An 18,814-nucleotide genomic window follows, 5' to 3' on the forward strand; every position below is an offset into this window, starting at 1 on the left:
AATTCAGAACTCAGAATTCAGGGGTGAAAAACCATCGTGGGTTCAGGAGTGCTGTTATAGCCAAAAACCACTTTATCCTGACATTGCCAAGAACGTCTCTAATTTTTCCACCCAGTCTAAACCTCTGTACTGAACAAATCTAAATTCCCAGGTTAGCTTAATTTTCTCTGAGCAGCGATTATTTTTTTGGGAAAAATACCAGAAATTTGATTCAACTTATTTAACACTCATTTTAGGCTAAAAATGATACAACTATTGCCAACTAGGCTCAAAAAGACAAAGAAAGAATATTGATGAATTAAGCTTTTCACCTATTTTAATTAGTTCCTTTATTTATGTCTTAGCTGTACTAGAATTTGCTACTTACCCCTGGAGGCATCTATCCATGACTTTACCTTTGATACTAGATATTACCATTGGATTAGTATTTATTTACTTAATCTTAAGTTTATTAGCATCAGAAATTCAAGAACTGATTACTACTGTATTGCAATGGCGTGCAGTACATTTAAAAAAATCTATTGAAATTCTCATTGCTGGTAATGTCCATCAATCGGAAGAAGACAGCATCATTGAACTAGTGAATGAGTTATATGATCATCCTTTAATTAAGAGTGTCAATCAAGAAGCTAAAGGCTTTCTCACTGTTTTACCTCGTAAGCTAATTTGGTTTATATCCAATCTTCCAGTAAAATTATCGCTATCTGGAAAAAAGCGGACTAATAGCATTTTTGGATATACGAAAAATTCTCAGGGAAAACCCAAATTTGAAAAACGGAGTGCGCCTTCATACATTCCTGCTGATACTTTTGCTACCACTCTCATGGAAACTTTAGGTATTCCTCAACTGGTAGACAAGCTTACAGAATCAAGGTTAATCAATTTTGCCCATCAACAATTTAATAGCCTACAAAATATTTTAATTAGTTTGCGAGAACAAACATATGATGCAGATGAACAAGTACAGAAATTTTTAGATAATATTGACCAAGATTTTCGAGAACTAGAAAGAGAATTCAAAAATATTATTAGTGACTACCAAAAAAATAAAACTGATTTAACTACTAGCGTCAATCGGCTGGCTAAGAGTTTAGATAAATTCATTGGATTTTTTGAACTAGATATACCAGAACATCCATTAATTAATAAAACACTCCAGCGATTAAAGCTATTTAGGAAAGATATCTTTGATGATATTGAAGCAACTATTTGTTTACAAGGATTACGTCCTAACATCCATGAAGTAGTACAACTAATGAATGTAGGTAGTACCATCCATCAAGAATTTATCAGTGAATTTCAAGATAAAGACAGTGAAGCCTATCAAACATTTCAATATCTTTGTCAAAAACTAGAAACATTCACTCAAAAGCTACCACCATCAGTGATTGACAACATGGCTTCATTGGCGAAACGCGCTCAAATTCAGGCGAAATCTACAGAAGAAGGTATTAATATCCTCCGTCAAGAAATCGCCACTACCTTCGATAATTCAATGGAAAGAGCATCTGGAGTTTATCGACGTAATGCTAAAGGTGTGGCACTGTTAATTGGGATTAGTATCGCTGTTATTGCCAATGTCGATACATTTCACATTGTCAGCATTTTATCTCAAGATGCGGCTATTCGTACAGCGATCGTGAATAATGCTGGACAAGTAGTACAGTCTAATAGTGTGAATTCGCCAGCAGAAATCAAGAGTTTGCAAGCCCAAACTAATAATATTATAGAGGAAATTACCTTACCAATCGGCTGGAATCAGGTTAATTTAGAGCAGCAATTGGGGACTAAAAAATCTCAGAAAAATCCAGCCTTAATTAATAGTTATTTGACGATGGGTTTTGGCTGGTTAATTAGTGGAATTGCTATATCAATGGGTGCGCCTTTTTGGTTTGAGTTAATTGGTAGATTTATTAATGTCCGTAATTCTGGTAAACGTCCCTCCTCGGCAGCAAAATCTGAAGTTCAAGACAATGGTTGATTATATTAATTTTTGATTGGGAAATTTTTACTTCCCTACTATAAACCCGGCTGTAAAACCGGGTTTAAATCACTATGTTACTCATAAATTCAACATGATGTTTATAAATTAAAGCAATGATTACCTTAATTTATATATTAATAATCCACTCAGTCGGTGTACTCATTTGAGTTTTGTGACAATGAAATCAATAGGTAAACGCTGGCTAGGTAAGCTACTGCCGAAATACAGACAGTCAAGATAAATTTAAAATCATTCATAGCATTCTGATGAGGTTGTGAGGGTGTGAGGAGTCAAACAATGGAAGCAGTGATGCGTGAGTCTAGGACATTTCTCTACAGAAATGCCGCAAGAACAAACCTTCATTCCTAGTTAGGGATGAAATTCAGAAAATGAGATCAATAAATTAAATTAGTTCCTCGCTTACGCCTCAAACTAGTGCAGTGATGCGCTAGCACAATGGGAAAGAAATAAGTCAAACTCTTTCTCATTAGCGTTTTTTGAGAGTTAATAGCAGTGAAATTAACTCCAGAGGATATTTCGGCTATGACGTTTTAAATTACACAACTACCCATGAAATTTGTTGACTATTAACCATTAACATTCAACAGTCAACAGCTCATCATAAAAATAAAAGCTGTGTAAGTTAGATGCGTGACAGCTGATCATGAATTGATCTAACAAATAGATGTAGCTATAGCATGGATTTCGGGAAATAATTCCCTCCTGCTAAATCATCAATCTCAAGATGCGCTAAGAACATATTCCTATGAATATTCGCCAGCCCCAGAAAATTCAAGAAAAATTCTGGTTTTGGTGATCAAAATCAGGAAGTAGTTCCTTATGACTTCTTTATTGATTAATATTCCTCAACTCTGTTGAGGAGAACGGCTAGCTATGAGATTTTTCACTAGTCTTATAGATGACTAGCTGTTAACCACAGCCAGAGTAACGCTACTAGCCTAAAATTGCCGTTTTGTCAGTAGTTGAACCAGATTAAGCGTTGATCGCTCTGAGCTAAGATTGGCAGTGGACGAGCCACTTAAATATACGCTGACGTTTAATTTTGGTTTCTACTTCATGAGCAACCTTAACTTGGCAGTTAGCGTTCCTTAGCCTCTTGAATGAGTGCTATTGCTATGTTGTGAACTACCGTTTCTCTATATTAGACCAATCTAGGGAAACTTAACAAAAAATATAATTCAAAATTTTATTTAGTAAATATACTCAAAAGGGATTGAGTGGAGGGAAAAAACTCATGACTAATGAGAGTAAATATTCTCAGAGAAATATTTCACCTGCTAGAGAATAAAGGCAAGGCGGTATGGTAGTAATGATTTGCTATGACCGTACAAATACCAATTTTGTGTAACCCCAGGTTTTATGTACGATCGCTTGTTAAATGTTTGTATAATTCCGTGAGTGAAAGGGAGTAATTATGAGCAATTATGATCAGATTTTTGAGGCGAAAAACGCCACAGCAGAACCATTGAATGCAGAGGAAGCTGTAGCGGCGATCGCGGTTGCAACTGCGATCGCTGATTCTACAATTGAAGAGGTAGATGCCGAAGATTTAGCCAGTATTCTTTGGGAGTTTGAGGTATTTGCAGAATATTCTGAAGATGAAATCATTGAAACTGTGGATGGACTCCTAGCAATTGCCACAGAACAAGGGGTTGGAACTTTGTTAAATACAGCCACTCAATCTTTACCTGAAGAAATGCTATGGGATGGTTTTGCAGCAGCTGTAGTTATACTCATAGACGAAGAGGAACTAGTAGTACCCACCACCAAACAGCCTTACCTGAAAAAACTCCAGGAAGCGTTAAAACTGGAGGAAGAAGAAGCACAAGAAATTATTGAAGAAGTAATTGCAGCTTTCCAAGAACCAGATGAAGAAGAATATTTAGATGATGACGATGATGATGAAACAGTGCTGATGGGAGGATCAAATTAAATCAACTGGTGTTTTTGTGTAATTTGCTAGCTAATTAAGTCTCAACTCTTGAGAAAAACCGCATCCTCAACTTGTTAAAAGAGTTGGGGTTTTGTTATTTTTGTTGCTTAAACAGATGCCTACTTCATCTTTACCTTGAGTTAAGCAAAATTTCTGAACAATACAGGGATGAGTTAACAACTAAAGGCAAAAGTATGGCAAAAATTATCATTAATGAATTTTACCGTAGTGGCACTCTCACCACTGGGGATGAAGTTATTGAACTGTTGTTACTAGGAGACTTAACTGCTGCACAGCTTGAGTCTTTTTTTGTGGGTGATTCTACTGCTTTAGTCATGTAAGGGAACAGTACCCAACATTTCCCATTCCCCATTTCCTTGAATTCACCCAACATTAAACTACAGACCGCTTGAGTGAACCATCTGCATAGAGTTCTAAAGGTACTAACTCCAACTTGCCGTTGACTTTCACTTGGGAATAAACTACCTTGAGTAGCGGAGCTTGATTTTGGTTATAACGTAAAGACATAACTCATATCCTCATATTTAGATTAATTCATTGACACACATCTCACCCAATTCACAATTTCGTTGATCGACTTTGTGCTTGCGGATACTAGACAACATCTGTTGGTGTCTTATATATAACTAAAGAAATGTAAAAATCTGGTATCAATGTTGATTGGTATTGGTAAAGATTTTACAAAGTTTTTAGATTTTAGTTATAATTACTTTACAATTTTGCAACCAAATGCTCACTAACGCGAGATAATAGTAAATCCTCAACACCCTCAGCTGTAGCATCTACCATTGACCCTCCGAATTTTAGATTTTAAATTTTGGATTTTGGATTGAGGTTTTTGGGTTCATGCCCTGCCCCTTTTGGGCGGAATAAATCTAAAGTCGTCAATTTTCCATCTCCAAGCCCTGCACCCTTGTGGTCAGGATCAATCTAAAATCTAAAATCCAAATATTGATTGACTTCACGGCTACAGGGTGATATTCCGCAAGGTGCTATTAATAGAATTATGACAACAGCCAACACATCACAAGCCCGTCTGGAGTATTACTACCAGCAAATCAAAAGCATCATTTTGATGCGTCAAAATCCTATTACCGGCTTGTTACCAGCCAGCACAGCCATAACAGCCCACGGTGATTATACAGATGCTTGGGTGAGAGATAATGTTTATAGTATCTTGGCGGTTTGGGGTTTAGCCCTGGCATATCGTAAGGTAGATGAAGATAAAGGGCGCACCTATGAATTAGAACACAGTGTGATTAAATTGATGCGTGGATTATTGTTTGCAATGATGCGACAAGCCCACAAAGTCGAACAATTTAAGCACACACAATCACTTCTAGATGGCTTACACGCCAAATACAATACAACAACCGGCGATATTGTCGTTGGTGATGATGAATGGGGACATCTGCAATTAGATGCGACATCAATATTTTTATTGATGCTGGCACAAATGACGGCTTCTGGGTTGCAGATCGTTTATACAATTGACGAAGTTAACTTTGTCCAAAACCTGGTTTACTACATTGGACGCGCCTATCGCACCCCCGATTATGGTATTTGGGAACGGGGAAATAAAATCAATCATGGTAACGCAGAGTTAAACACCAGTTCTGTGGGGATGGCGAAAGCCGCGCTAGAAGCTATCAACGGACTAGATGTATTTGGAGTCAGGGGAAGTCAAGCTTCTGTTATTCACGTATTACCAGACGAAATTGCTCGCGCTCGGATTACTTTAGAATCATTATTACCGAGAGAATCGGCATCAAAAGAAATTGATGCGGCTTTATTAAGTATTATTAGCTATCCGGCTTTTGCTGTCGAAGATGTGCAGTTAAGAGAACGCACACTCAACGATATTATTAATAAACTCCAAGGAAAATACGGTTGCAAACGCTTTTTGCGGGATGGACATCAAACGGTTTTAGAAGATACTCAACGGCTGCATTATGAACCCTGGGAATTGAAACAATTTGAGCATATTGAATGTGAATGGCCGTTATTTTTCACTTATTTAGCCCTGGATGGGTTATTTCGTGGTGATAAAAAACAAGTTAAGTTTTACCAAGAAAGTCTAGCCAATTTATTAGTTGAACGAGATGGATTACAGCTATTACCAGAATTATATTATGTGCCGACGGAAAACGTCGAAGCCGAAAAATTAGTCCCCCAAAGTCAACCACGTTTACCGAATGAAAATATCCCCTTGGTGTGGGCGCAAAGTTTATATTTTCTCGGTCAAATGTTGAGTGAAGGGTTATTAGCCATCGGTGATATTGACCCATTGGGGAGACATTTGTGTGTTGGGAAAAATCGGGAAGCTTTAGTGCAGATTGCTCTATTAGCCGAAGACGAAGATTTACAATTAGAGTTAGAAGTACATGGGATTGAAACCCAAACACCCAAACAAGTAGAACCCATTCAAGTCAGAAAGGCAGGGGAACTTTCCCATATTTATACTCAAATTGGGCGCAATGATAAACTGGGGTTAACTGGACGACCAGTGAGAAGATTACGCAGTTTAACTACATCTCGAATTTTTCGCATCCAAGGCGAAACAGTGGTATTTCTGCCATCATTTCTAGACTCACAGCAGTTTTATTTAACGCTGGATTATCATTTTTTGGTAGATCAAATTAGAAGCGAATTGGCATATATTCAAAAATATTGGAGTGATTTAGGTCGTCCAACTTTAACTTTAATGTTGACACACACCATTTTAGAAACTGGTTCTCAAGCTTTATTAGAACTGATGCAGGAGTTAAAAGAAGGTGTTTGTAATGGTGTAAAAGTTAAACTAGGAAAACTCAATCAACTGATGCTAACGGCGGGAATTCAAAGGATAGACTTTCTCCCCGCAGGTGATTTTACGCAGTTAGCTATGCAAAATGCGGCACCACATTGCTATTATTTGGCGTATCATCCTGGTAAAAACTGGCGTTTAGGGCATACTCAAGAATTCCAGATGGAATGTGAAACTAACTTGAGTTTATTATTGTCATCTGTGCGTTCATCAGAAAACCTCTATGAGCAAATTGAATTATTGCAGACTTTGACCCGTTTGCAAGGATTAGAATTTGATACAGGCTTTGGGGGGAATGATCACCCTGTAACGGTGGCTTATTTACTCAATGAAGTCTACACCAAAGCTGGGGATTACGGCCATTGGGCGGTAGTTCGTCGGGCGGCGGGTTTATTGCAAATGGTGGATATTGGCTTATCGGATGCGGTGACAAGTATTTTGGTTAGGGGTAAACAAATTGCCGTGGGTAGGGCTTATAGTGAAGCCTCGCTAATTACAGTCCCCATGCCTCATAATGAAATTTTCGATAAGATTAATAACTTCTGTCGTGAGGATATCCGCGATCGCGTCTTAACTCAAGAAATTTTAATTTACTTGGGTATCTTAATTAAAACAGAGCCAGAATTATTTCAAGGATTACTCACCCTGAGAGTAGGTTATCTCATCTTATTAATTACCAGCGAACTAGCGCGAGAGTTGCGCGTCACTCAAGATGAAGCCTATGAAAAGTTAATGGAACTTGCACCCTTTGAAGTGAAAAACCGTCTGCGTCAAGTATTGACTGCATACACAGGGATGAGTAGTTTGTTACGTCAGCAGGAATCACTCCACGTCAAGCAAAAAGAAAGTGACATTGATTGGGTAGTGTTACCCGTGATTACCGAAGAAACAGAAGCACAGGAAATTCCTGTGGGTGGTTGGCGACGCTTCCGTCAAGCTGAAGGCGCACTCAGCCGCGTCCCCAAAAACTTCTTTCAGCAAGTTTGGTTATTAATGCACCATTGTAAAGGTTTAGTAATTGGCGATAAATTAGAGCGTCGCAATCGTTTAGAAAGCGATGTCATGTTATCTGAGATGACAGCCGGGGAGAAGAATTTTGCTTTATTAGTGGAACATCTATTAAATAAGATTGAAGCCCCAGAATATCGCCACGTTAACATTGAAGCACTCATGGAACTAGCCGCGATCGCCTCTAAAAACCCCAATCTGCAAATTGAAGAATATATTGTATTGGATGTATTAATTGGTCACGCGGTGCGTTTAGCTTGGCTAGATGGACATCCCGAACGCGGCGATCGCTATGATGAAGATAAAGCCAGCGCATGGCGACATTTTTACAACACCTCCCCCAGAGATTGTACTACCTATATTCTCAAGGCCTTTAGATTCTTAACAGAGTTTGTCCAAGAATTTGAGCCTCAGAGTTAGGGGTTTAGGGGAGGCAGGGGTGCAGGGGTGCAGGGTGCAGGGGGAGAAAACTTCACTCATTACTCATTACTCATTACTCATTACTCAGCACTCAGCACTCATCACTCATCACTCCCCTATAATCTAGCTAACAAATGGTCGCCTACCCGCAATGAATTAGCAATAATAGTCAGTGTGGGATTCACAGCCGCACTAGAAGGAAAGAAACTGCTATCGACAACATAGAGATTATCAATGTCATGGGTACGGCAATTTAAATCCAGTACCGATGTTGCGGGATCTTCCCCAAAGCGACAAGTTCCGCATTGATGACCTACAGACTGGAGGGGCATGAGGTTGCGGGGGTATAAACTAAAGGGAACACAATGTTCTGCTCGATCAACTTGTTTGAGGACATTTACCCAGCGTTGAGTCAGGCGATCGCTTGCTTCGCGGTTGTTGATTTGATACTCTAAATAAACTTTATTCTCTTTGACTCGCACTCGATTTTGCGGGTGTGGTAAATCTTCTGTCTGCAACCACCAACCGACGGTATGATCAGCAATGGTTCTCAATTCTGCTTCTGGTCTGAGTCTTAATAGTGGGGCTAGTAGGCTAGGAACTTCAGCAGGGAGCATATCTGCTAGAACATTGCCCGTATTTTGTACTAAACCCATCGGGTAGGGAAAATCAGGTTCGCCCCAGTAAAAATCACTAATGGCGATGGTTTTTTGATATACCGAAAGGTTAAGTTTTGTATTGAGTTGCACCATTGCGGTGCAAATATGCTTCATCAAGTTACGCCCCACCTGATCAGAACTGTTGGCTAATCCTTGGGGATGTTGGTCATTAGCAGAATGCAGCAATAAGGCGGCGGAGTTAATTGCACCACAAGCCACTACCACAATATCGCCTGTAAAAAATTGGGTTTCCCCATTAACTTCAGCTTCAACCTTGCTCACTTCTCGCCCAGAAGGGCTAGTATGTAAACGCGTGACTTTAGTGTCGGTGAGTAAAGTGATATTGGGCTGATAGCGGATATTTTGGATGCAATTAACTTCAGCATCAGCTTTACCTTGAGTTAAGCAGGGGAAACCATCGCAAGTATTACATCGAATACAGTTCCCCAAAGTTTTATCTACTTCGTTGAGTTTTAAGCCCAAGGGGAGATGAAAAGGACTTAATCCCGCCTCATGCTTGAGACTATTGACTAATTCCTGCATTCGCGGTTCATGGTTTACTGGGGGATAGGGATAAGGTAAACTGCGGGGTGGCTCGGTAGGATCAAGACCATCTTGACCGTGAACATCGTAAAGCTGCTCGGCTTGAGTGTAATAAGCTTCAAAATCTGGATATTTTAAAGGCCATGCGGGAGAAATACCATCTTTGTGTTTTACTTCCTCAAAATCGCGTTCCCGTAATCGCAGTAAAGCTGCACCATAAACTTTGGTGTTACCTCCCACCCAATAATTCATTCCTGGACGGAAAGGTTTATCGTTGACATCGTACCAATTTTCTTGAGTGTGATATCGCTCTAGTTGATAAACTTCTAAGGCACTCCAGTTTTCTTTTTCTCTGGGTAAAAATTTCCCTCGTTCTAAGATTAAAATCTTTTTGCCACTGGGGGCGAGGTGATAGGCTAACGTGCCGCCACCTGCACCAGTTCCGATGATAATTACGTCATAATGTGTGTTGGTTGTCATGGTTGTTTAGGCCTCTTGGATATTTTGGGGTTGCGGGAAGGAGAAAGCTCACGCATACCGCTAACGCGGAACCGCTTGCGGTAGGCGCATTCGGCGAAGCCGTTCCCGAAGGGTAGACGCAAAGAAAGGCGCAGAAGATTATTGGGATGGGTAGTGTTGTTTCTTGATTCTGGAATAAGCTATGAATTTGGGTTTTTAATCCAAAATTGGTAAGGTTTAAGAAATAATTTTCTTGTTTTCCCCCTGCTCCCTGCCCCCCTGCCCACACAGTGATAGGATATTTCCTAGTCCCTTATTCTCTTGACATGGGTAGGCTGTCGCTTAAGTTGATTGTGCCGTTACGGTTGTAGTTACAGCGAAAAATACAGCGTTTATGATTGTCATGGTGTAATTTGGCACATTTGACGGTGCGGTTGCCAAACAGATATTTGTATACTTCTGATGCTAGTAACATCCCTAAAGGTGGGACGATGACATATAGCCAAAATGCTGTCCAAATTTGGGCGGGTAAGGCTGAGGCTAGGCTGCGGGCTGGGTTCATGCCAAAGCCAGAGATGGGAGCGGCAAAAAAAACGTACAATACCACCAGGAACCCGGCAAATAATCCTGTAAAGCGATTGAGTTTCTGATTATTGCTAACTACCAAGACTGTCATCATCATGACAAAGGCAATGATGATTTCACTGAATAGGGCTGCAATCCAACCTAGTGTCCCTGGTACGGTGACAATGTAGTTTATGGGTGGTTTAGTGAATACTTGACGGAACAAAATTGCCACTAGATAAATACCCAACAATCCACCCAAGCATTGAAACAGGATGTAGAAAATAGCGTCTTGTCGTTTGACTTTTCCTAAACGATAGAAAGTGAGGGTGACGGCGGGATTCATATGTGCGCCTGATTGTTTACCCCAAGGGGAATAAATCAGGGAAATTGCAGTTAAACCCATGACTACACCAGTTAAAAACCGCCGCATATCACCATTAGGAATTGCTTGATGAATGGGAGAACCGGGATATTCAAATATGCAGGTAAACACGCCAGCCGCAATCATAAATATCCCCAGTTCTGCCGCTTCCATTAAGTATTCCGGCAGGTGTTTTCTGAATGTTTCCATGATTCAAGATAGGGGTTTAGGGGTGTAAGGGTGTAGGGGTGTAAGGTAAGAATATAGATGTCTAAATCTATGCTTTGTGTTCAGCATTTTGCAGAATCATGGCTGCAACTAATCCTGTCCAACCTGTTTGATGACTAGCCCCAATTCCTGCACCGTTATCGCCGTGAAAGTATTCGTAGAATAAGACATAGTTGCGCCAATGGGGGTCGGATTGTAAGGTTTCTTGACCGCCATACACTGGACGACGACCGGTTGTATCCTGTTGAAAAATGGCAATGAGGCGATTAGATAGGGCGATCGCTACTTGTTTAAGTGTCATTTGTTGCCCTGAACCTGTGGGAAATTCTACTTGCAATTCATCCCCAAAGTAGTCATAAAATTTCCACAGAGCTTCTATAATTAAGTAGTTGACGGGAAACCAAATCGGCCCCCGCCAGTTGGAATTGCCACCAAATAAACTGGTAGTCGATTCGGCAGGTTCGTAGCGGACACAGTAATCGTTCTGCCCTTCGTGTAATATATATGGATGTTCAAGATGATACTTAGAGACTGCGCGAATTCCGTAGGGACTTAGGAATTCGTTCTCGTCTAACATTCTTTGCAGGATACGTTGCAGTTTACTCCGATAGGCGATCGCCAATAATCTTCTTGCCCCTACCCCCGGTGTTTCCATACAGGCGACGTTATTTTTTAAGTCGGGACGGTTGCGGATAAACCACATCATACGGCGTTTAAAGCCGGGAAACCTTTCTAATGTGGCTAGTTCCAACACGTTAACGGCATAGAGAGGAATTAACCCCACCATTGAGCGCACTTTCAGAGGTAGTTGCCTGCCATCGGGTAAATGTAAGGCATCATAATAAAACCCGTCTTCCTCATTCCAAAGCGAAATATCTGCATTCCCAATACCATCAATGGCATCGGCAATATAGAGGAAATGTTCAAAGAATTTGCTAGCAATATCTTCATAGCTAGCATCCTCCTTGGCAAGTTCCAAGGCGATCGCTAACATATTTAAACAGTACATTCCCATCCAACTTGTGCCGTCGGCTTGGTTAAGATGTCCGCCTGTGGGTAGTTCTTTGCTCCTATCAAATACTCCAATATTATCTAGTCCCAAAAATCCGCCCTGAAAGACGTTTTTACCCTCTACATCTTTGCGATTTACCCACCAAGTGAAATTCAGCAATAACTTGTGAAAGACTTTTTGTAAAAAAGCGCGATCGCTTCTTTGATAAATCTTCTGCTCAATTTCATAAACCCGCAAGGCTGCCCAAGCTTGCACAGGTGGATTAACATCACTAAAAGCCCATTCATAAGCAGGCATCTGTCCATTAGGCTGCATATACCATTCCCTTGTCAACCGGTCTAATTGCAGCTTGGCAAAATCTGGATCGATGACAGCTAAAGGAATCAGATGAAAGGCTAAATCCCAAGCAGCAAACCAAGGATATTCCCATTTATCGGGCATGGAAAGAATATCTTCACTAAATAACGAAATCCATTCATGGTTACGTCCGGTTTTCCTGGTGGCTGGTGGTGGAGGTTGTCCAGGGTCGCCATTTAACCAATTATGGACGACATAGTGATAATATTGCTTACTCCAGAGTAATCCAGCAAAAGCCTGTCGCTGAATGTTGCGCTCATCCTCTGATATGGGAAAAGGGCAAATGCGATGGTAAAACTCATCCGCTTCAGCAATGCGTGTTTGGAAAGTGGTGTCAAAATATGCGCCGAAGGGATCAGTCAATGTCTGCACATCACTCAAACGCAGACGTACAATTTTAGTTTCCCCTGGTGCGATGTCTAATTGATAATGCGCCGCAAACTTTGTACCGATGCGGTTGGGATTGACGGCTGTGGTTTTGCCATTAACTACATATTCATTTATGCCATCTTTGACATAGGGTGAACCATTTTCCAAGCCAAACAGGCGTTCGTAGTTAGTTTCATTATCAGTAAATAGGAGTTCGGCATCTCCTTGGCAATACAACCAGCGAGTCCCCAAGGTTGAATGATTAGCTTCGATTAAACTGAAGTTGCTGTCTGACTGCACCACCTTTATAAAAGGCTTTTCAACTTCAGGATTCCAAGCCCAAAGATTGCGAAACCAGAGTGTCGGTAAAAGATGAAGACTGTGAGATTGGGAACTACGATTAGCGATCGCTATTTGAATTAAAATATCTTCCGGTGTGGCTTTGGCATACTCAACGAACACATCAAAATAACGGTTATCGGCAAAAATACCCGTGTCTAGTAACTCAAATTCCGGCTCATACTTGCTGCGGCGTTGATTTTCCTGCACCAATTGCGTATAGGGAAATGCCTGTTGGGGATATTTATATAAGCATTTCATGTAGGAATGGGTAGGCGTATTGTCAAGATAGAAGTAATATTCTTTAACATCCTCACCGTGATTGCCTTCTGTCCCCGTCAGTCCAAACAGGCGTTCCTTGAGAATCGCATCATTACCATTCCACAGGGCGATCGCAAAACACAAACGCTGACGACTATCAGAAATGCCTGCAATTCCATCTTCCCCCCAACGATAAACACGCGATCGCGCCTGATCATGGGGAAAATAATCCCAAGCCGTCCCATTATCACTATAATCTTCCCGTACCGTACCCCACTGGCGATCGCTCAAATAAGGCCCCCAGCGTTTCCAGTAGGCGACACGTTCTTGATCTAACCGTAATCTGATTTCTTCTGGAGTCATAACAATTCAAAATTCTTCTTGGAGAATAATTAATACTCGCCGATCAGTCTGAGAACTCCATTAATGAGTTATTAACACTGGCTAATAAACCTGCAAAATGGGCATAGGGAATTGGGCATAGGGCATAGGGCATTGGAATCTTGTCTACCTTGTCTACCTTGTCCCCCTGCTCCCCTGCCCCCTGCCCCCTTCCTCTTCACTGTTCCTGATAATTCCAAAGCAAGCCACCATCTACGAAGAATGTTGTGCCTGTGACATAATCCGAATCGGCAGAAGCTAAAAATGCCACAATGGAAGCTACATCTTTTGGTTGCCCTAATCGTCCCAAGGGAATGTTCTTTAAAAGTGCGCCCAACTTTTCAGGATCGTTTAAAAGTTTGGTATTAATGGGTGTTTCAATTGCCCCTGGTGCAACATTGTTAATCGTAATCCCATAAGGAGCTAGTTCAACGGCTAAGTTACGGGTGAGCATTTTTAAGCCGCCTTTACTCACACAGTAAGCCGCAAAGTGAGGAAAGGGTAATTCTTGGTGTACAGAACTAATATTAATGATTTTGCCTGGTTGCTTGGTGTCTAGCAAATGTTTAACAAATGCTTGTGTCGCAAAAAATACGCCCTTGAGATTCACGTTCATGACGGCATCATAATCTTTTTCCGTCACATCCCAAAAATTAGCGTTCTTTTCGATACCGGCATTGTTTACTAAAATATCCAACTTACCAAAGTGAGCAATACTATCAGCAATCATGCGCTGTACGTCGGTAACGATTCCTGTATCGGCTTGAATTGTCAAACCGTCCACCATGTGACATTTACCGCCAGCTTCTTTCACCTGGGCTAAGGTTGCTTCCGCGCCTTCGGGGTGAGAACGGTAATTAATTACAATACTTGCTCCTTCCTGTGCCAACCGAATTGCGATCGCCTGTCCTATCCCTTGGCTACTACCTGTAACCAACGCTACTTTTCCTTCTAGTTTCATAACTGTCCCTCTGATACTAACGTTGGTTGGAATTCGCTAAACACCAAGTAAAAATTAGGACTTACGGACTGAAGTCTGAAACCCTGATTCCCGAATTTAGGCTTTTAATCCAAAATCCAAAATCGTTATAAGATAGGGGTTTCTGAGATAATCATCCTTACCAGATGGGTTTACTCTATAAAATCAACAAAATTTTGTCCCTATACTGAAGTCAGAGTTTTTCGCATAAGGAAAGTTTAGTCTTTGATTAGTGTTGAGACTAGGAAATTACCTTAACTTATGGCTAGTAGCCCACTACACAAATTATGACAAGTCATAGATCCCCGACTTTTTTAAAAAAGTCGGGGATCTGAACACCCGCAACCTGTCAAAATTAATCTCGTGAAATACTACTTTTGAGATTGCTGTATTTTCGGGGGGAAAATTAAGTATGTTCCGCCCAAGCCCTCTACAATAGTGCGAGTATTAGCAGCTATCATATTTTGGTAAGTATCTGCATAACTTCCCGTTTCTCCTAAGTCTTGAGTATATAGTTGCCTTTCTGACAATTTGACATTTGCATCTGTGGCAACTGATTCTATGAGCCTAGTTTGGACATTATTTTCTACAAATACAGTAGGTACTTTTGACTTTTGAATATAGCGCACTAAATTCTTTACTCTTTGCTCTGTAGCTTGAGCTTCAGTCCCGAAACTGGCAGCAGGAATACCATAATTTTTGGTGTAATAATCTATAGCATTATTAGTTGTAATTACTCTTAGTTTATCTTTGGGAATACTGGCGATTCTAGATTTCACCCATTTATCTAATTGAGTAATTTCATTTTTGAGTTTTTTAGTATTTTCTTGATATATATCAGAGTTACTTGGAGAGATTTTTTTTAAATTGTTATTAATAACATCTACCATTCTCACGGCATTTTTAGGATTATGCCAAATGTAAGGATTAACCACGGAACGACCGTTAATTATAAATGTTTGCGGTTTAGGAACTGCAATTTGACTAACAGCGACTTTTAGAGATTTATTATCACTACTATTAATTGTCTTAATTAATTGTGGTTCTAGGTTGTAGCCATTGTAAAAGATTAATTTAGCTTGAGCGATCGCTGCACGGTCTTCTGGTGTCGGTTGGTAGTTTTTGGCATTAGTATTGGGAGGTATTATACAGATAAGATTAATGGTATTTTCCGCAACTTGCCTGACTAAATCACAGAGTACGTTAGTAGTTGCTACAACTTGAGGTAGGTTTTCATTATCTGTTCTGGAAGTTTGGGTAAAAGATGTGTTTACCGCTTGATTTCCACAACCAAAGCAGGCAATTGTCAAGCACAATAATCCTAGTCGAGAAGTAGTATTTTTGATTATTTTTTTTAACATAAACTATCACCAATCTTTGGTTAAGGGAACGGACAGAGGTTTGTTACCTATTCCCTATTTCTTGTTTCCCCATTCAATTCATGAAAAATAAGATCCCCAACTTCTTGTAGAAATTAGGGATCTAATACTTTTAGATTTTAACAATTAAAAATCTACAGAGCTAATAAAATCAATTTCAGTAGTCTCATGTTTACTAATACTCTCGTTGCTTGTTGCTACAGCATAGCCAATTTTATCAGCTAGCTTCAACTAACTCAGCACCGACTAAACGCCGCGCTACCACTAATACCAATTCACAATTCGCAATTCGCAATTCGCAATTAAAAAACTTAGATGTAGCAAGGATTTTAGGGTTTACATCTGTATCAGATTTTTCGTGAAATGGTATAACAGAAATCAAATCAATTCAAAATACCCTACGGGAAGCAAGCTACAAAATTCAAAATTCAAAATTAAAGAACTGATTACTAAACACCGGCTAAACGCCCCGCTACCGCTAACAGCACTCCTAACTCCTAACTCACCACTTATCACTCAGCACGCTGCTCAACGCCGCGCTACCGCTAACATCACTTAACCACGACCAAAACCTTGACCGCGTAAAACTTTTGACCAAATGAGGATTTCGCCTTGATCGCCACCTGCGGCTAAAAATTTACCTTGGGGATGCCAAGCTAAGGTAGAAAACCCATCAGTAACGCCTGTGAGAATTTGGGAGACTTGTTTGGCTTTGTTCCACAAGCACAACCAACCATCTGTAGCCGCAGATGCAAGTAATAAGCTATTCGGTGCAAAAGCGATCGCATTGATCACACCCACATGATTAGTTAAAACTCGCGCTTCCCAGCCCAAGTTTTCATCCTCTAGCTTTTCCCAAACCACGATTCCTTCGACGCTGGAAGTAGCTAATAATGGCGCGCCGATTTTCGTCTTAATTTCTGACCAAGCAATTTGGCGAATTTTCCCAGGAAAGCCACGCATTACCCAAGGATCGGGGTTATTCCACTCTAAAACGGTGACACTGCGATCCATATTACCGGAAGCAACGAATTTACCATCAGTAGACCAACCCATCGCCACGCTAACAGTCGGCATACTCAGAATATATGGTTCTTCATCCCAGTTTTGGGCGTGCCAAATTTTAACGCCTTGATTTCCCCCAATGGCGAGATATTCCCCATCAACGCGCCAATCAATACTCAAAGCGGAAGAGTCAGCAAAATTTACAGTTGCGACTACTTCACTAGTCTCAGCATCCCAAACTTGCACATAACGCCCTAAACTGAAAGCCAACTGGTTATTTACATGATTCCAAGCTAATTTATCTACCCAAGCCGGCGCATTTTCCAGGGTAGCGATTAATTCTTGTCCGCGCCAAATCTTCACCCGGCCATCTTGTCCACCCACAGCCAGAAATTGACCATCCCTAGAGAAAGCCACACAATCGACTGATTGACCATGACTAGTTTGCAAAGTTGTCAATTCACCATCTCGCCAAATTACCACTTCCCCAGCCGCCGAAGTAGCAGCCAGACTATCACCCTTTGGCGACCAAGCGATCGCAGTGACATAATCTGCTAATGTCCCTGAATAATGTTCTTCAAATTCTTTAGATTTGCTGGTTGTTGTGTTCATAAATTGGGGAATTGGGAATGGGGACTGGGGACTGGGGATTGGGGAATCGGGAATCGGGAAATAAGCAAGACAAGGTAGACAAGGGAGATTTTACTTCTATGCCCAATGCCCTATGTCCCATTCCCTATGCCCAAACTAAATAAAGCAAGCTAGAAAATCTTGTTTTAATTGTGCTTCATCAAGGTTGCGACCGATGAAAACTAGTTCGTTTTTGCGTTTTTCGTCGGCTTTCCACGGTCTATCAGGTCTACCATCAAATAGCATATGCACACCTTGAAAGACAAATCTATTATCTTCCCCAGCAATATTTAATATGCCTTTCATGCGGAAGATGTCTGGCCCTTTAGTCTGCAATAGTTGTGATAGCCAAGCGTTTAATTTTTCCCCATCAATTTCCCCATCCTGCACTAAGGCGACGGAAAAAACAGTCTCGTCGTGTTCGTGGGCATCTTCTCCTAAGAAATTGGGATCTATTTCTAAGGCGCGGCTTAAATCAAAGGCTTTGACACCTAATAAGGCATCCATTGATAATTCGGAGTTGCGCGTGCGATAAATTTTAGCGATCGCATTCATATCGCGAATCCGCTTTTCTAATTCATCTAATTCTGCTGCTGCAACTAAATCTGTTTTATTAAGTAAAATGACATCGGCAAAGGCAATCTGTTCTTGGGCTTCATCTGCATCCCAATGTTGCCAAATGTGTTTAGCATCCACTACTGTCACTACGGCATCTAATGACATTTGACCTTGCATATCTTCATCTACAAAAAATGTCTGAATTACTGGTGCAGGGTCAGCTAATCCTGTGGTTTCTATCACTAAATGGTCAAATTTATCCCGCCGCTTCATTAAATTACCAATAATGCGGATTAAATCACCTCTGACTGTACAACAAATACAGCCATTATTCATTTCAAATATTTCCTCATCGGCATTAATAACTAATTGATTATCAATACCTACTTCCCCAAATTCATTGACGATCACAGCTACTTTTTTGCCGTGTTCGTAGGTGAGGATGTGATTAAGTAAAGTTGTTTTTCCTGCTCCTAAATAGCCAGTTAAAACAGTCACAGGAACTGAATTGGTGATTACTTCCGCCACCATATT

12 protein-coding genes are annotated in these 18,814 nt (G+C 40.7%); 4 read left to right on the forward strand and 8 right to left on the reverse strand.

Annotated elements, in window-relative coordinates:
- Window positions 1–385 precede the first annotated feature (385 nt).
- From CLI64_RS18365 to CLI64_RS30875, 3 genes are all read left to right on the forward strand, one after another.
- The gene (locus tag CLI64_RS18365; RefSeq protein WP_103138555.1) at window positions 386–1,981 is read left to right on the forward strand and encodes a hypothetical protein; all 1,596 of its coding nucleotides are present in this window, start codon (window positions 386–388) and stop codon (window positions 1,979–1,981) included.
- Window positions 1,982–3,419: 1,438 nt separating this feature from the next.
- A complete protein-coding gene (locus CLI64_RS18370) occupies window positions 3,420–3,938 on the forward strand; it encodes a hypothetical protein (protein WP_103138556.1) in 519 nt (172 codons plus the stop codon).
- Window positions 3,939–4,132: 194 nt separating this feature from the next.
- A complete protein-coding gene (locus CLI64_RS30875) occupies window positions 4,133–4,279 on the forward strand; it encodes a hypothetical protein (protein ID WP_157943296.1) in 147 nt (48 codons plus the stop codon).
- Between the two features lie 52 nt (window positions 4,280–4,331).
- Here the strand turns inward: CLI64_RS30875 and CLI64_RS31975 are convergent, their stop codons facing one another.
- The gene (locus CLI64_RS31975) at window positions 4,332–4,466 is read right to left on the reverse strand and encodes a hypothetical protein (RefSeq protein WP_264082456.1); all 135 of its coding nucleotides are present in this window, start codon (window positions 4,464–4,466) and stop codon (window positions 4,332–4,334) included.
- Between the two features lie 499 nt (window positions 4,467–4,965).
- On the opposite strand from CLI64_RS31975, the gene CLI64_RS18375 reads away from it, so the two are divergent.
- Window positions 4,966–8,193: a glycoside hydrolase family 15 protein gene (locus tag CLI64_RS18375; protein ID WP_103138557.1), complete on the forward strand. Its 3,228-nt coding sequence runs from the start codon at window positions 4,966–4,968 to the stop codon at window positions 8,191–8,193.
- Between the two features lie 116 nt (window positions 8,194–8,309).
- Here CLI64_RS18375 and CLI64_RS18380 read toward each other — a convergent pair whose 3' ends face one another.
- The 7 genes from CLI64_RS18380 to CLI64_RS18410 all read right to left on the reverse strand — a co-directional run bounded on the left by CLI64_RS18380 (window position 8,310) and on the right by CLI64_RS18410 (window position 18,811).
- A complete protein-coding gene (locus tag CLI64_RS18380; RefSeq protein WP_103138558.1) occupies window positions 8,310–9,875 on the reverse strand; it encodes a GMC oxidoreductase in 1,566 nt (521 codons plus the stop codon).
- A gap of 292 nt (window positions 9,876–10,167) precedes the next feature.
- Window positions 10,168–10,992, reverse strand: coding sequence for an MIP/aquaporin family protein (locus CLI64_RS18385; RefSeq protein ID WP_103138559.1), 825 nt, complete (start codon window positions 10,990–10,992; stop codon window positions 10,168–10,170).
- A gap of 67 nt (window positions 10,993–11,059) precedes the next feature.
- Entirely contained in the window at window positions 11,060–13,711 is a 2,652-nt protein-coding gene (locus CLI64_RS18390) for a glucosidase (RefSeq protein WP_103138560.1), read from the reverse strand.
- A 196-nt stretch (window positions 13,712–13,907) separates the two neighbouring features.
- Window positions 13,908–14,690: a glucose 1-dehydrogenase gene (locus CLI64_RS18395; RefSeq protein ID WP_103138561.1), complete on the reverse strand. Its 783-nt coding sequence runs from the start codon at window positions 14,688–14,690 to the stop codon at window positions 13,908–13,910.
- Between the two features lie 389 nt (window positions 14,691–15,079).
- Window positions 15,080–16,069, reverse strand: coding sequence for a metal ABC transporter solute-binding protein, Zn/Mn family (locus tag CLI64_RS18400; RefSeq protein ID WP_103138562.1), 990 nt, complete (start codon window positions 16,067–16,069; stop codon window positions 15,080–15,082).
- 573 nt (window positions 16,070–16,642) lie between these two features.
- Window positions 16,643–17,704, reverse strand: a complete 1,062-nt coding sequence (locus CLI64_RS18405) for a WD40 repeat domain-containing protein (RefSeq protein ID WP_103138563.1) — start codon at window positions 17,702–17,704, stop codon at window positions 16,643–16,645.
- Between the two features lie 135 nt (window positions 17,705–17,839).
- Entirely contained in the window at window positions 17,840–18,811 is a 972-nt protein-coding gene (locus tag CLI64_RS18410; RefSeq protein ID WP_103138564.1) for a GTP-binding protein, read from the reverse strand.
- Window positions 18,812–18,814: the final 3 nt, after the last annotated feature.

Source organism: Nostoc sp. CENA543 (assembly GCF_002896875.1).
Lineage (GTDB): Bacteria > Cyanobacteriota > Cyanobacteriia > Cyanobacteriales > Nostocaceae > Trichormus.